Origin of the sequence: Gilliamella sp. ESL0441 (assembly GCF_019469185.1) — a bacterium.
GTDB lineage: Bacteria > Pseudomonadota > Gammaproteobacteria > Enterobacterales > Orbaceae > Gilliamella.
This window is the reverse complement of record NZ_CP048264.1, coordinates 2,386,341-2,401,433: the sequence shown is the minus strand read 5'-3', so window position 1 is coordinate 2,401,433 and position 15,093 is coordinate 2,386,341. Positions and strand designations below refer to the sequence as shown.

12 protein-coding genes are annotated in these 15,093 nt (G+C 35.2%); 4 read left to right on the top strand and 8 right to left on the bottom strand.

Features of this window, described 5'->3' with window-relative positions; genetic code table 11:
* From GYM75_RS10630 to proS, 3 genes are all read right to left on the bottom strand, one after another.
* Entirely contained in the window at positions 1-1,452 is a 1,452-nt protein-coding gene (locus tag GYM75_RS10630) for a M48 family metalloprotease (protein WP_220215923.1), read from the bottom strand.
* 155 nt (positions 1,453-1,607) lie between these two features.
* Positions 1,608-2,192: a tyrosine-protein phosphatase gene (locus tag GYM75_RS10625; protein ID WP_220215922.1), complete on the bottom strand. Its 585-nt coding sequence runs from the start codon at positions 2,190-2,192 to the stop codon at positions 1,608-1,610.
* A gap of 24 nt (positions 2,193-2,216) precedes the next feature.
* Positions 2,217-3,938 carry a proline--tRNA ligase gene (gene proS, locus GYM75_RS10620; RefSeq protein ID WP_220215921.1) on the bottom strand — a complete coding sequence of 574 codons (1,722 nt, stop codon included), beginning with the start codon at positions 3,936-3,938 and terminating at the stop codon, positions 2,217-2,219.
* A gap of 329 nt (positions 3,939-4,267) precedes the next feature.
* Here proS and GYM75_RS10615 point away from each other — a divergent pair, with 329 nt between their 5' ends.
* A complete protein-coding gene (locus GYM75_RS10615) occupies positions 4,268-5,626 on the top strand; it encodes an L-serine ammonia-lyase (RefSeq protein WP_220215920.1) in 1,359 nt (452 codons plus the stop codon).
* A 247-nt stretch (positions 5,627-5,873) separates the two neighbouring features.
* On the opposite strand, the gene mpl is transcribed toward GYM75_RS10615, so the two are convergent.
* From mpl to xerD, 4 genes are all read right to left on the bottom strand, one after another.
* Positions 5,874-7,268 (bottom strand): UDP-N-acetylmuramate:L-alanyl-gamma-D-glutamyl-meso-diaminopimelate ligase, encoded by a 1,395-nt coding sequence (mpl, locus tag GYM75_RS10610; RefSeq protein WP_220215919.1) that lies wholly within the window; start codon positions 7,266-7,268, stop codon positions 5,874-5,876.
* Between the two features lie 118 nt (positions 7,269-7,386).
* Entirely contained in the window at positions 7,387-9,123 is a 1,737-nt protein-coding gene (gene recJ / locus GYM75_RS10605; RefSeq protein WP_220215918.1) for a single-stranded-DNA-specific exonuclease RecJ, read from the bottom strand.
* A 69-nt stretch (positions 9,124-9,192) separates the two neighbouring features.
* Positions 9,193-9,894 carry a bifunctional protein-disulfide isomerase/oxidoreductase DsbC gene (gene dsbC / locus GYM75_RS10600; protein WP_220215917.1) on the bottom strand — a complete coding sequence of 234 codons (702 nt, stop codon included), beginning with the start codon at positions 9,892-9,894 and terminating at the stop codon, positions 9,193-9,195.
* A 24-nt stretch (positions 9,895-9,918) separates the two neighbouring features.
* Positions 9,919-10,818 (bottom strand): site-specific tyrosine recombinase XerD, encoded by a 900-nt coding sequence (xerD, locus tag GYM75_RS10595; RefSeq protein ID WP_305054582.1) that lies wholly within the window; start codon positions 10,816-10,818, stop codon positions 9,919-9,921.
* A gap of 192 nt (positions 10,819-11,010) precedes the next feature.
* On the opposite strand from xerD, the gene GYM75_RS10590 reads away from it, so the two are divergent.
* Complete coding sequence (locus GYM75_RS10590; protein WP_220215915.1) at positions 11,011-11,631, top strand: Pr6Pr family membrane protein; 621 nt, start codon at positions 11,011-11,013, stop codon at positions 11,629-11,631.
* Between the two features lie 2 nt (positions 11,632-11,633).
* On the top strand, positions 11,634-12,284 hold the full coding sequence (gene grxB, locus GYM75_RS10585; protein WP_220215914.1) for a glutaredoxin 2: 651 nt from the start codon (positions 11,634-11,636) through the stop codon (positions 12,282-12,284).
* Between the two features lie 133 nt (positions 12,285-12,417).
* Here the strand turns inward: grxB and GYM75_RS10580 are convergent, their stop codons facing one another.
* Positions 12,418-13,452, bottom strand: coding sequence for a tagatose 1,6-diphosphate aldolase (locus GYM75_RS10580; RefSeq protein WP_370632182.1), 1,035 nt, complete (start codon positions 13,450-13,452; stop codon positions 12,418-12,420).
* A gap of 496 nt (positions 13,453-13,948) precedes the next feature.
* Here GYM75_RS10580 and adhP point away from each other — a divergent pair, with 496 nt between their 5' ends.
* A complete protein-coding gene (adhP, locus tag GYM75_RS10575) occupies positions 13,949-14,983 on the top strand; it encodes an alcohol dehydrogenase AdhP (RefSeq protein ID WP_220215912.1) in 1,035 nt (344 codons plus the stop codon).
* The last annotated feature ends 110 nt before the right edge of the window (positions 14,984-15,093 follow it).

Sequence of the window (15,093 nt, the reverse complement as noted above, 5' to 3'; positions counted from 1 at the left end):
CTATCTTTTATAAACACTATAACGCTTTTGTAGTTGTTTTAATTGATTAATCCGTGCATTAATCTTGGCGGTCATTATTTGGTCGCCTTTTGCTTTGTTTTTAGTACTTTCAAGTAGGTTGATGGCTTCTTGAAATTTACCATCTAAAGCAATTTGCTCAGCTCGTGCACTCATTTGTTGTACTACTGATTTTAAACCGCCATAAGCTTTAATCAGCTCTTCCCAACCATTTTTATCATCGTTATGATCATGAGTGTATCGATGAAGCAAGCTAACAGCTTGTTGATAATTTCTATTTTTTATATATGCAGCGGCTAGATTTAACTGTAACGTGGTACTGTTAGGGGATTTTTTTAACGCATTTTGTAAGCGAGTAATTGCCACACTACTATTATTGAGTTCTAAATCTATATCTGTCATTAAATCGATAAACCAAATATTACTAGGATCGTTATTTAATAAAGGTTCAAGTTGCTGTTTGGCCTCTTTATAATTTCCTGTTTTATATTTGGAAAGAGCAGCGCAATAGACTAAAGCTATGTTACTCGATTCATTATTTAATTTTTTATAATCTTCGACTAACAGTTTTGCAGTATTTCCATTTTTACCAAATAAAATAGCTAATCGTGCCTTAGCAAGATAGTAACTAAGAGAAGATTTGATATTTTTTTTACTATACTGTAGTGAACGATTGCGAATATCAGTTAAACGACTATTTGGTAATGGGTGTGTCAATAAAATTTCAGGAGGCTTGCTGCTAAAACGTGTTTCGTCAGCAAGTTTTTGCAAAAATTCTGATGATGCATAAGGATCGAATCCTGCTTTTACCAATGTTCTGAGACCAACCCGATCTGCCTCTTGTTCATTACTTTGAGTAAAGCTAATCATACTTTGTGCAGAACCGGCTATTGTACTGGTCATTGCTGCCATACCTGCTTCTGGGCTTGCTAAAGTTAATAGTATAGAACCTAAAGTTGCCCCCCAAACATAGGGACTATTTCGGTTTTGAGCTTCCATTGAACGGGCTAAATGTCTTTGTGTAACGTGACCGATTTCATGAGCCATAACTGAAGCAAGTTGACTTTCATTGTCCGTATCTAGTATTAATTTAGAGTGAACGACAACATTTCCACCAAAAAAAGCAAAAGCATTAAGAACATCGCTTCGCATAATATAAAAATGAAAAGGAGTTTGTACCGAATCTGCTTTTGAAACTAATTTATAACCTAAATCATTGATATATTGGTTTAAAACTGGATCGTCTAGAATAGGGGCATCTGCGCGTAACATTCGCATATAATAATCACCCATTTCCAATTCTTGACCTATAGTTAACGTGGACACAGCAGCTGTACCAATATCAGGTAAGCTAATGTTATCCGCATAAACGAATGATGCATTTTGCAATAATAATGATGTCGATAATAAAAATGCGATTGTTTTTTTTAACATTATTTTATTCCATAGGGATAACAAAATCGATTAACAATTATTTTAGCTGAAAAAAAAGACAATATCACTTTGTATTTTCGATTACTTATTATATAAATTAAATGTCAATAACATGATTTTATGCCATGTAAAATTTGATCTTAAATTATAATTAGCTATTGAAATACGGCAGAGCGAATTTTTTCGATATCAACCGTTTCAAGATATTTTTTGATATTGGGATAAACATTGTAGTGATGACCGAATTCAGCTTGCATTAACTCATTAATTGCTTGAGATTTAGTCCAATTTTCAAAAACCAAACGGTACATAGCAATAGTGACACCGGTACGATCACTGCCTTGCCAACAATGGATTAATATTGGTTTAGGGGAGGTATGAATTGCTTTCATTACTTGGATCATTTTCTCATCAGTAATATCACCTGCACGCATTCGAATCCAAACTTCTGACATCTGTGTCTTTTCGACTAACTCTCGATCGCTGTGAAATAGCCGTAAATTTATAATGGTTTTGAAGCCAAGTTTATCAAGATATTTAAATTCAGTTATTGAAGGTTGTTCTGAGCGAAAGATATCGTTAGACACTTGATGAAAATTATCTGGTAATGGATATTCAGAATTAGACTTAGATTGACAGCCAATGAGATTTAGACTCATACAACACAGCAGTAGTAGACTTATCACAATCGTTGTAATACGGTTATGACCCATTTTTAACTGTTGTGTTGTATTTTGCATAACTAATTATCTGAACATGTTTATTTAAACAATTTGAAGACGTTCTTTAATAAATGTCATCAATTCATCGATTTTTACTAGCGTTTTTTCACCACCAGCACGGTGTTTATATTCGACTTCACCATTTTCAAGATTGCGTTCACCGATGACAAAAGTATGCGGAATACCAATGAGTTCGGCATCAGCAAACATCACTCCTGGTCGCTCTTTACGATCATCAAAGAGTACTTCAATACCTGCTGATTGTAGATCTGCATAAAGCTTTTCAGCAGTGGCTTGTACTTTTTCAGATTTATGCATATTCATTGGAATTATGGCAACAGTAAAAGGCGCAATTGCGTCAGGCCAAATAATCCCTCGATCATCATGGCATTGTTCAATTGCAGCGGCAACAATTCGGCTAACCCCAATACCATAACAGCCCATAATCATGACATGGTTTTGACCATCTTCCCCCTGAACAGTGGCTTTCATCGCTTGAGAGTATTTGGTGCCTAATTGGAAAATATGTCCTACTTCAATACCACGTTTAATCTGTAACGTTCCTTTACCATCAGGGCTAATATCGCCTTCAACCACATTACGAATATCTTCAATACGAGGTAAAGCGACATCTCTTTCCCAATTGATGTTAAAGTAATGTTTATGATCAATGTTGGCACCAGCACTAAAATCACTCATCACTGCGACATCTCGGTCAATGATGATTGGCATATTAAGGTTTACCGGTCCTAATGAGCCTGGCCCTGCATTCACTATCGCACGAATTTCATCTTCAGTTGCAAATTCAAGCGGTGATGCCACAATATCAATTTTTTCCGCTTTGATTTCGTTCAACGTATGATCACCACGGACTAATAAAGCCACCAGTTGGTGCCCACTCTCTTTAGTCGCCTTAACCATGAGTGTTTTAACTGTTTTTTCAATGGGTAAATTAAATTGTGCAACTAATTCATCAATCGTTTTGGCATTAGGTGTATCAACCAGTTCCATCGCCTTAGTTGGTGCAGATCGGCTTTGCGTAGGTGCTAATGCCTGTGCCATCTCAATATTAGCGGCGTAATCAGATTCAGTTGAAAAGACAATATCATCTTCACCACTGTCGGCTAATACTTGGAACTCATGCGACCAGTTGCCGCCAATAGAGCCCGTATCAGCTCGTACCGCTCTGAAATTTAAGCCTGCACGAGTAAACACTGCACTGTAGGCTTTATACATATCATCATAGGTTTCTTGTAAAGATTCTTGTGAAGTATGAAACGAATATGCATCTTTCATAATAAATTCACGAGAACGCATTACACCAAATCGAGGGCGGACTTCGTCACGAAATTTGGTTTGAATTTGATAAACATTAAGCGGTAACTGTTTGTAGGAACTCACTTCATTGCGTAGTAAGTCAGTGATCACTTCCTCATGGGTTGGACCTAATACAAAATCACGATCTCCCCGGTCTTTGATACGTAATAATTCCGGACCATATTGTTCCCAACGGCCACTCTCTTGCCAAATATCAGCAGGTTGCACAACTGGCATTAACACTTCAATTGCCCCTGCTTTGTTCATCTCTTCCCGAACAATATTTTCAACTTTTTTAAGTACACGATAACCAGTGGGCAGCCAAGTATATAATCCTGCGGCAACTTTACGGATCATGCCGGCACGTAACATTAATTGATGGCTTATCACTTCAGCATCTGCTGGAGTCTCTTTTAATGTAGAAAGAAGATATTTACTGGTTCGCATAAATTTATCCTGAAAAAAATAATGTACTAATGAATATACTAAAATGTGAGCTAGTTTAGCAGTCCGTCGCGTAACACTAAAGTAATTTTATGCGTAATTGTTGTAATCGACAAAAATTATTTATAAATTTAAGCAAATAAAGAGAGATAAAATGAAAATTAATAACCTGACTCAGGTGCATATCTTCGTTTGGCAAAATTTTTTACGATTTAAATTGAAAGCTTGATTCTATACTTGATTATGCCATGGTTAACGCCATAATATAGCCATTATCTTTGATCAAATTGTTATTCTTACTTTAATCGACGTTAACCGTATAAAGGAAACAAATGGCTTCAGTTTTTGAGATATTTAAAATTGGTATAGGTCCTTCAAGTTCACATACTGTTGGACCAATGCGAGCAGGCAAAGCATTTATCGATGAGTTAATTGATAATGGTCAAATGCCTGTTGTAACTAAGATTATTGCCGATGTCTATGGTTCATTATCTTTGACAGGTAAAGGGCATCATACTGATATCGCTATCATTTTAGGGTTAGCGGGTGAAAAACCCGATACCGTTAATATCGATGACATTCCTATTTTGATTAAAAATATGAATCAAAATAAACGGTTGCCTATCTATAATGGTCGTTATGAAATAGCGTTTTCAAGTGAAAATATTCTATTTCATTCTACTTTTTTGCCTAAGCATGAAAATGGTATGACTTTAACGGCTTATCAAGGTGAGCAAATACTTGCTCAAGCCACTTATTATTCGGTCGGTGGTGGTAAAATTGTAGAAGATACGCAGTTTGGTCAACAAGATCAAAACACGATTGCCTTTCCTTATCCTTTTTCTTCGGCAGCTCAACTTTTGCAACACTGCGATGAAAACTCACTATCGATATCAAGCATTCTGTTTAAAAATGAGTTACAACTCCATTCGCAACAGGAAATTATCAACTATTTTACGTTGGTTGGACAAACCATGTTAGATTGTATTAAGCGAGGTATCCACACCGAAGGTTTATTACCGGGTGCATTAAAAGTACCTCGTCGAGCGAATGCACTTTACCGACAATTATCAACCAGTAAAAATGATAATGATCCGATGATTATTATCGATTGGATAAATATGTTTGCCTTAGCGGTCAGTGAAGAAAACGCCGCAGGTGGGCGGGTAGTGACAGCGCCAACTAATGGGGCTTGCGGTATTATTCCTGCGGTGCTTGCTTATTATGATAAGTTTATTGATCCTGTATCTCCTGATACCTATGTTCGGTACTTTTTAACCTGTGGTGCAATTGGGCTTTTATACCAAAATAATGCTTCTATTTCGGGGGCTGAAGTAGGTTGTCAAGGCGAGGTGGGAGTAGCTTGTTCAATGGCGGCAGCTGGACTTGCGGAATTACTGGGTGGCAGTCCTGAACAGGTGTGTATGGCGGCTGAAATTGGTATGGAACATAATTTAGGTTTAACTTGTGACCCTGTTGATGGTCAAGTACAAGTCCCTTGTATTGAACGCAATGCGATTGCTGCTGTAAAAGCGATTAATGCGACTCGTATGGCATTAAGACGAACAACTGCCGCAATTGTATCTCTTGATAAAGTAATAGAAACCATGTATGAAACGGGTAAGGATATGAATGCTAAATATCGTGAAACCTCACGTGGAGGGTTAGCAATAACGGTACATTGTAGTTAATATTTAAATTCATTATAAAGTAGAGATCTTAATTTAATGATATAACTATTAAATGTATATGTAGCAGCATGGTTACGCTAACGATGTAATAGTATTTTTGTAGCAATTCTGCAAGTAAATGCAAAGCGTAAAACTGAATTAATTAGGAGAGTGTTAAGGTAATATCGTATATAAAAACAGGGAATGTATTTTATGCTTGTTTGGTAGACAATGTGAATATCCATACCTAACAAGCATAAAAGTTTAGTTAGATTAAGTCTTGATCTTCCTGCTCTTTTAATTGTTGTTTTGCTAATCTGTCCAAAATCTTTTTATGAATACCACCAAATCCACCATTGCTCATAATTAATATTGCATCTGTTGGTTTTGCTGACTTAACAATCATTTCGACTAATAAATCAATATCTCCTGACCAATAAGCGGGTTGAATACAAGCATCAACAACATCAACGACTAACCAAGGTAATTGTTCTGGTTGAAAGATGAAAACTTCATCAGCACGACCTAAGGACGGCGCTAATTCATCTTTTGATATGCCTAATTTCATCGTGTTTGAGCGTGGTTCTAAAACAGCCAAAATACGGCGATTAGCACCAATTTTACTGCGAAGTGCTTCTAACGTTGCTAAAATAGCCGTAGGATGATGAGCAAAATCATCATAAATTTCAATATTATTGAATTCACCACAAAGTTCTAAACGGCGTTTAGCATTAACAAATGAGCTTAGTGCTGAACAAGCATCAGCCGGTTGAATACCGACATTATGGGCAGCAGCAATTGACATGAGTGCATTATGCATATTGTGTTCACCAACCAAAGAATACTCTACTTCGCCGACTTTTTGACTATTGTAATAAACAGCAAAGTGACTTGCATCATGGTTAATTCTTTGGGCTAACCAACCTGTTTCTGATTCAGTAAAGGTTTGCTCACTCCAACAACCTTTGGCTAAGACTTGTTTTAAATTCACATCATCTTGTGGGGAGATAACTAGCCCTTTACTTGGCACTAAACGTACTAAATGATGAAATTGTTTTTGAATCGAATTGAGGTCATCAAATATATCAGCATGATCAAACTCTAAATTGTTCATAATAAGCGTTTTAGGGCAATAATGCATGAACTTAGAACGTTTATCAAAAAATGAACAATCATATTCATCCGCTTCAATAACGAAGAATTTGCCGTCGCCTAATCGAGCTGAAACATCAAAGTTACCGGGTACTCCACCAATAACGAAACCTTGCTGATATCCCTGTTTTTCTAAAATCCAATTGACCATCCCCGCAGTAGTCGTTTTTCCATGAGTTCCGGCTACTGCAATAACCCAGCGATCACGTAATACATTATCGTGTAACCACTGTGGCGCAGATATATAAGGAATATTATTATTAAGGATGTACTCAACACAAGGATTGCCTCTAGATAATGCATTACCCACAATGACTAAATCCGGAGTAGGGTTAGTAAGTTGTGATGGATCATAACCTTCAATGATATCAATATGCTCTTTTTGTAAAAGCGTGCTCATAGGCGGGTAAACATTTTTATCCGAACCGGTAACTTTATGACCAAGAGAACGGGCTATTAATGCAATTCCTGCCATAAATGTACCACAAATCCCAAGAATATGAATATGCATTTTTAGTCCTCAATCTCTACAAATTATGTTAATAAAATAGTTTTCAATCTTTATCACATCAAAAGGTAATTTGATGTAATTGTTAGATATTCTGTGAATTATAATCGATTTTGATCACTTATGCGATAGGCCACAAATATCTAATCAGTAATTTTGCTGCTTGATTTCCACGAAATTCATCTATATCTAAATGATATACAATTTTGGCTTGTTTAATGGAAAAATCAGGCCATTCAAGCCGATTAACATTAAAAGCAATACCATCAATGATGGGACCACCATTTTTAGGTTCTAAAACCAATTTAAGATGTTTATCTGCTAATAAACGTTGTTGATGAATAATAAATTCACCGTCAAAAAGGGGTTCTGGAAAACCTTCGCCCCAAGGACCTGATTCTTTTAATTGTTTGGCAATAGAATAATTGAAGTCTTGCTCATTTATTTCGCCATCTGTTTCAATAACGGATTCTAATAACTCATCATTTATTCGTTTAAGTAGTAATGCTTCAACACATGCACTAAATTGTGATAAGTTTTTCTCATGTATTGTTAATCCCACCGCCATCGCATGCCCACCAAAACTTACCATCAGGTCTGGATGTGTATGGTGTAATTCATCAAGTAAATCACGTAAATGAATACCTTTTATCGAGCGTCCGGAGCCTTTCAAAAAGCCATCTTGAGTAGAAGCAAATGAAATAACTGGGCGATAATATTTATCTTTTAAACGGGAAGATAAAATCCCAATAATACCTTGATGCCACTCAGGGTGATGAACGACTAAAAAATGAGGAATTGATGTTTTTTTCTTCTCCATTTTTTCGATAAAAGACAACGCTTCTTTATGCATTGTCTGCTCAATTAATTTACGGTCATTATTTAGATTATCGAGGTCGGTAGCTAAATTAAACGCTTTATCATAATTGTCGCAAAGTAACAGATCTACACCAAGAGACATATTATCCATTCTTCCTGCAGCATTTAATCTTGGTGCAATGTAGAATGCTAGATCTGTAGCACTTAACGTACTCCCTTCTTTTTTGGCGACCTGCAATAATGCTTTAATGCCTTCACAGCAATGACCAAAGCGAATTCGACTTACTCCTTGGTGAACTAAAATACGGTTGTTATGATCCAATTTAACAACATCGGCGATGGTGCCCAACGCAACTAAATCTAGTAAATTTGCAATATTATATTCAGTTATCTGATTATCATTAAACCAGTTTTCTTGCCTTAATTTTGCTCTCAGTGCTAGCATAAAATAGAATGCGACACCGACCCCAGCCAAATGTTTAGATGGAAAGGTACAATTAGGTAAGTTAGGATTAACAATGGCATTAGCCTGAGGTAATTGTTCAGGACATAAATGATGATCGGTAATAATGACTTTTAAATTAGCTTGTTTAGCAAATTCGACTGCTTCATAAGCTGAAATGCCATTATCAACAGTAATAATCAAATCTGTTTTTAATAAAATCGCTTTTTTTACCACTTCTATGCTTAAACCATAACCATCTTCAAATCGATCTGGGATAATATAATCAACAGATTGGCATCCCATCTGCTTTAGTGCTCTGACAGTCAATGCAGTACTTGTTGCACCATCAGTATCAAAATCACCAACAACCATAATTCGTTGCTGATTTTTCATGGCAGAATAGACAATCTCAACAGCATCATCCATGCCGTTTAATTTATCATAATTATATAAATTCCGAGTGGCATAATCGATTTCTCTACTTGATGACACACCGCGTAAAGCATAGATCCGTTGCAATAATGGCGGTATATCTTTCGAAAATTCGGGAAGTAATTCGGGTAATTTACGATGTATTATTTTAGTTTTATTCATATTTTCAATGTTAGCGCCAATGCGCTAACATACTTTTCTATAATAAATTTAAGCTATAATTTTTTACGATTAGTTATCAGTTTTCTTCAAAATTTCGATTAATTTATCTGCAGGCACATAACCAGCAACAAGTTGTCCATTAGGTAAAACAATTGAAGGCGTACCACTTATACCTAATTGTCGACCAACATTAAATTGCTGAGTGACATAAGGTACTTTGCTAGCTGCTGGTGTAATTGCTTCGCCTTTATACGCTTTATCAAAAGCAGCTTTACGCTTACGATTCGTTACACTCCATATTGATTGCATGTTTTTGCCAACATCACTTTCTGCACCGGCACGAGGAAAGGCAAAATAATGTACAGAAATGCCTTTATCTAAATATTGATTTATATTTTCGTGCAATAATTTACAATAATGGCAAGTATAGTCAGTAAATACATAAATCACATATTTTTCATTTTTGGCTTTATAAACAATAGCATCTTTTTCAATTGTTTTAATTAAATCCAAATTACTGCTATTAGCAATATTTTTAGGCTCATTTCCTTCAACATTATAGATAGGTCCTTGAGTCAAATATTTACCATCGTCAGTGATATAAAAGATTCCTTCAGGAGTCAAAACACTTTTTAATCCTTCTACTGGACTATTCGTGATTGTTATATCTTTGAATCCAAAACCGAGTTTACTCATGGTATTAGCTATTTCATTATTACCTGCTAACACCGAACTTGAAATTAACGCTAAACCTAAAACTAATTTTTTCATTTACTTACCCTTATTGATTAATTCCTATGCTCGAGGATGATGTTTGCTATGTAATTGCTTTAATCTTTCTGTTGCAACGTGAGTATAGATTTGTGTTGTCGATAGACTACTATGACCCAATAACATTTGAACAACGCGCAAATCAGCCCCATGATTAAGCAAGTGAGTAGCAAAAGCATGACGAAGTACATGAGGTGAAAGTGCTTCAATATTTATGTCAGCTAGTATGGCATAATATTTTATTCGATGCCAGAATGTCTGTCGTGTCATTTTTTTTCCAAGTCTACTTGGAAAAAGCACATCGACTGGACCCGATTTAAGTAAATCATCGCGTCCATATTTAAAATAGTATTCTAACCAATAAATAGCCTCTTCACCAAGTGGTACCAAACGTTCTTTATTCCCTTTACCTATTACCCGAATAACACCTTGTCGTAAGCTAATGTCACTAATTTCTAAACTTACTAATTCTGTTACCCGTAAACCTGTCGCATAAAGAACTTCTAACATAGCTTTGTCTCGAAGCTCTATTGGATCTTGAGCATTAGGAGATTCGAGCAAAGCTTCAACTTGTGATTCGGTTAAATCTTTAGGTAATTTTTTTGGTAATTTAGGTGAGGATAGGACAGCTGAAGGATCATCAGTGCGATAATTCTCTTGATATAAGAATTGAAAAAAACGTTTTGTTGCACTCATCAGTCGTGCGGTGCTACTTGCTTTATAACCATCGGCAACTCGTTGCATTAAAAAATCTTGCAAATGAGTTGTGTTTGCAGTAATAAAATTCACATTTTTCAATTGTAGCGATTGATTGAGTGCCAATAGATCGAGTTTATAAGATTCTATGGTATTTTCCGCTAAATTTCGTTCTAACCATATGGCGTTGAGAAATTCTTCAACAAGCTTTTCATTGTGAGGTCGAATGTGGTCTTTGGACACCAAAATTATCTCTACATTTAAAATATAGAAAATATTATATACTAAATTAGCGATAAGTTGCAGTATCGCTCACATTGAATAATGAATATCACATTATCGATTTTAACGTAAAATAGTAGGTTACTTGATAGGTTTAATATATACTTATCGTTTTATCAAATTTTTAGATGTATTAACATGTTAAAGCGAAACATTTACCTTTTCATCGCTGTTTATACTTTATTTGTCATTGGTATTGAAACATATGTTTATTGGCATGCTCGACTTCGTCCATGGCAACCGGGTACACCGATTGGTCGAATAATATTTTATTATAGTTTTTTTACTGTTCTTTCCAATCTAATGTTAGCGATAAGTTGTCTATTTTTAACCTTTAAACCTAACTGTAATCGTTATAGCTTTAATGTTATTCGGTTAAATGGTTTGGTCGGTGTGATTATTACCGCAATAATTTATAACTCAATTTTACGCGGTATTCATCAGCCGCCAAATAGTTTATTGCGATTTACAAATGAAAGTTTACATGTTGTTATTCCTATATTAGGTATTTTGAGTTGGCTTATTTGGGGACCATTCAGACGTATCAACACCAAAGTTATTATTGGTTCGATATTATCAATGATAACGTATGCTATTTACATCTTCGTTCGAGGTTATTTTACACATCAATATCCATATCCATTTATCAATATTGATAAAATAGGTTATATAAAAGCATTATATAATGTGAGTAAAGTGCTATTATTATTTGGAGGATTAACTTTCTTATTATGGTGTATTGACCGTTTAAGGAGATAAAAATGAAACTATATATTTATGAACATTGTCCTTTCTGTGCACGAGCAAGAATGATTTTTGGTTTGAAAAATATACCAGTTGAAGAGCACATATTACTTAGTGATGATTCGAAAACACCTCAAAGTATGATCGGCGAAAAAATGGTTCCGATTTTGCAAAAAGATGACGGTAGCTATATGCCGGAAAGTCTAGATATTGTTCATTATATTGACAATAATTTTGGAGACAAACCAATTTTAGTTGGGTCACAATCTTCTGAAATATCAGCGTTAATTAAGCAATTACAACAATATGATTATAAATTAGAGTGTCCTCGCTATATTAAACTCGGTTTAGCGGAATTTGCAACACAACATGCAATTGATGATTTTGTTGCTAATAAAACCAAAAAAATAGGCTCATTTGATGAGTGTCTTGAACAAACCGATGAATTAGTCATGTCCGTATCAAAGATTCTAGATAAACTAGCACCACTGATTGTTTCCTCAGTTGCTTGTAATGGTCGTTTATCGTTAGATGATATCTTATTATTTCCTGTATTACGTAATTTAACTTGTGTAAAAAGTTTGACCTTTCCATCTAACATTAAAGCTTATCTGGAATCGATGTCAAAACAGAGTAAGGTTAATCTATTTTTTGACAAAGCCGTATAATTGCTAATATTTTGAAGCAAAAAACTCATTAACCTAGGTTAATGAGTTAATAATTAGAATAATAGGAATGCCACAATTATTAATCCATGCTAACAACATGATAAATTGTTGTTAGCATGTTGAAACAGATCGATTAATTACCTAATTTAAGATCAATGATTTCAATGTGGTCTTTACCGCCGTATATGTCATACCATGGCGTAGCATATTGTTTTAAAATCTTATTGAGTTCTTCAACGTTTTCCCGTCCGATGGTATCTAACCAGCGTTTTAATCCCTCTTTGCCTTCCTTCGCATAAACGGCAACACCTTCAAACCAAGTGGCACGACCACCTAAAATACCGCTATATTTAGCACCATTTTCACCAGCAAAGATTAACTCTTGATGGAATGTTTTGGTAGGAACACCAGCACTTAAATAAATAAAAGGACGAGTGGCGGCATCGCTAGCTTGTTTAAAATAATCCGCTGCTTGTTTTTGTGAATAAACCACAACATTATTATCGTTAAAGCCTTCAACATGTTTAAATAGTACGGGGACTTCTACTTTTAAAACATCGATGTAATAGTGATTTTTCGTGAATTCTTTAATGGTATTGATCACTTTTTGCGGTTTGATTTTGGCAAATTCAGGACTTTTATCATCTGTCACCGCGTTATCATACACGATAGGTTCAACAAAAAGAGGAATATCAGCCGCTCTTGCTTCGTCTCCAATTCGTTCTAAAAAAGCATGTTTTTTATCTAAAATATCTTGTGGATCATCTGGGTTGTAATAGACCAAAACCTTGGCAGCATCAGCCCCTTTTTTCAATAAACGTTGCAAAGAGTCTTCTGGTAATACGTCAGGTAATCGACCTGGCGTGTTAGCATCATAGCCTGTTTTTTCATATGAAATGATTAAACCTGCATTTTGATTTTTTTTCGCCATACCTTTAAAGCCATACTCTTCATCTAACAAAATTGCACTGACATATTTTGTTAATTCTTGAGAAACAAGCTCTTTGAATTCATACACCATATCAACATGATAACGATCTTTGCCAACGGCGGTTTCCATCATTTTAACCATTGAACCTCGCTGATCGATTGCTAAAGCCGCAATAATACCGTCTTGGTTTGATAGTTGTTGCATACGGGTGAATTTGCCACGAGAAATACGTTTTATAGCCATTTTACAACTCTCCATTTTAAAAGATTTTTCATTGTAGATTTATTATGTGACGATTTATTAGTCATTTAGTGCTAGTTTTGATTAAAGCTAAAAATGATTAAATATCAGTTCATTAGTTGCCTTTCTGGATAGTCATAAAATGTGATATTTTGAAATTATTTTTTAGAACAATCGTCAATATCTTTCAATAATATGATGCAATTGCAGCTAAATTAACGCTAATATGCATTCATTTTTTATATTATATATTTTGTACTAATTAGTAATCCCAAAACAAATAACTCATACTTTATCAATCGTTACTATTTAAAATAAAAATGCAAATTCTCAATAGTGAGATTATTTATTGTTATATATTTCTATGCAATATCAATATATCAAATAGGATATAAAATTTTTTAAAACTTTGAAGCTGCGCATATTTTTTCATAAAAATAAGATTAAAATAAATACAAATATGAATTAAATTTTAATTATTCAGGAGAAAGAAATGAAAGCTGCTGTTATAAGAAATACGTGCGATGGTCAAGTCGACATTAAAGATATCCCAATTCGTCCATTAGAAGCAGGCGAAGCTTTAGTTGAAGTAGAATATTGCGGTCTTTGCCACACGGATCTTCATGTTGCTTCGGGCGATTTTGGTAAAAAGCCGGGGAGAGTAATTGGTCATGAGGGTGTCGGTATTGTGACTAAAATTGCACCTGATGTAAAAAGTTTAAAAGTCGGCGACAGGGTAAGTATTGCTTGGTTTCATGCAGGTTGTGGGACTTGTGAATATTGTATATCAGGTAATGAGACATTCTGTCGTAGTGCATTGAATTCGGGTTATACCGTTGACGGAGGTATGGCAGAATTTTGTATTGTTAAGGCTGATTATGCCGTTAAAGTTCCGGAAGGATTAGACCCCGCTCAAGCAACCAGTGTAACGTGTGCCGGAGTCACCACTTATAAAGGCATTAAAGTTGCGGATACAAAACCGGGGCAATGGCTTGCTGTATTTGGTATTGGTGGCTTAGGTACATTGGCAGTTGAGTATGGTAAAAAAGTATTTAATAACAAAGTGGTGGCAATTAGTAATAGTGACAGTCAATTAGAATTGTGTAAAAAACTGGGCGCAGATTTAGTGGTTAATCCTAAAAAAGTAGCGGATGTGGGGGCATATATCAAACAACATACGGGCGGTGGTGCGCATGGCGCTGTAGTAACGTCTGTGACTAAAACCGGTTTTAATCAGGCTGTTGAATCTGTTCGTCCTTTAGGGCGTGTTGTGGCACTGGGTTTGCCGTCTGAAACAATGGATTTAAGTATTCCTAAAACAGTATTAGATGGTATTCAAGTTTTAGGCTCGCTTGTAGGTACCCGGGAAGATCTTGCTGAAGCATTTCAATTTAGCGCAGAAGGAAAAGTTGTCCCAATCGTAGAAAAAAGACCATTAGAAGATATCAACGATATGATCGATGAAATGAAAGCAGGAAAAATTCAAGGGCGTATGGTCATTGATATGAAAATGAAGAAAAGGACGTAAATGGTTTCGACTTGTATGTTTAAGTCAGCTTAATGCTGACTTTTTTTATTCATAAAGTAAAAATCCCATAATTTGTATGAATTTAATTCTTTTTCAGATAGTTAACAGTA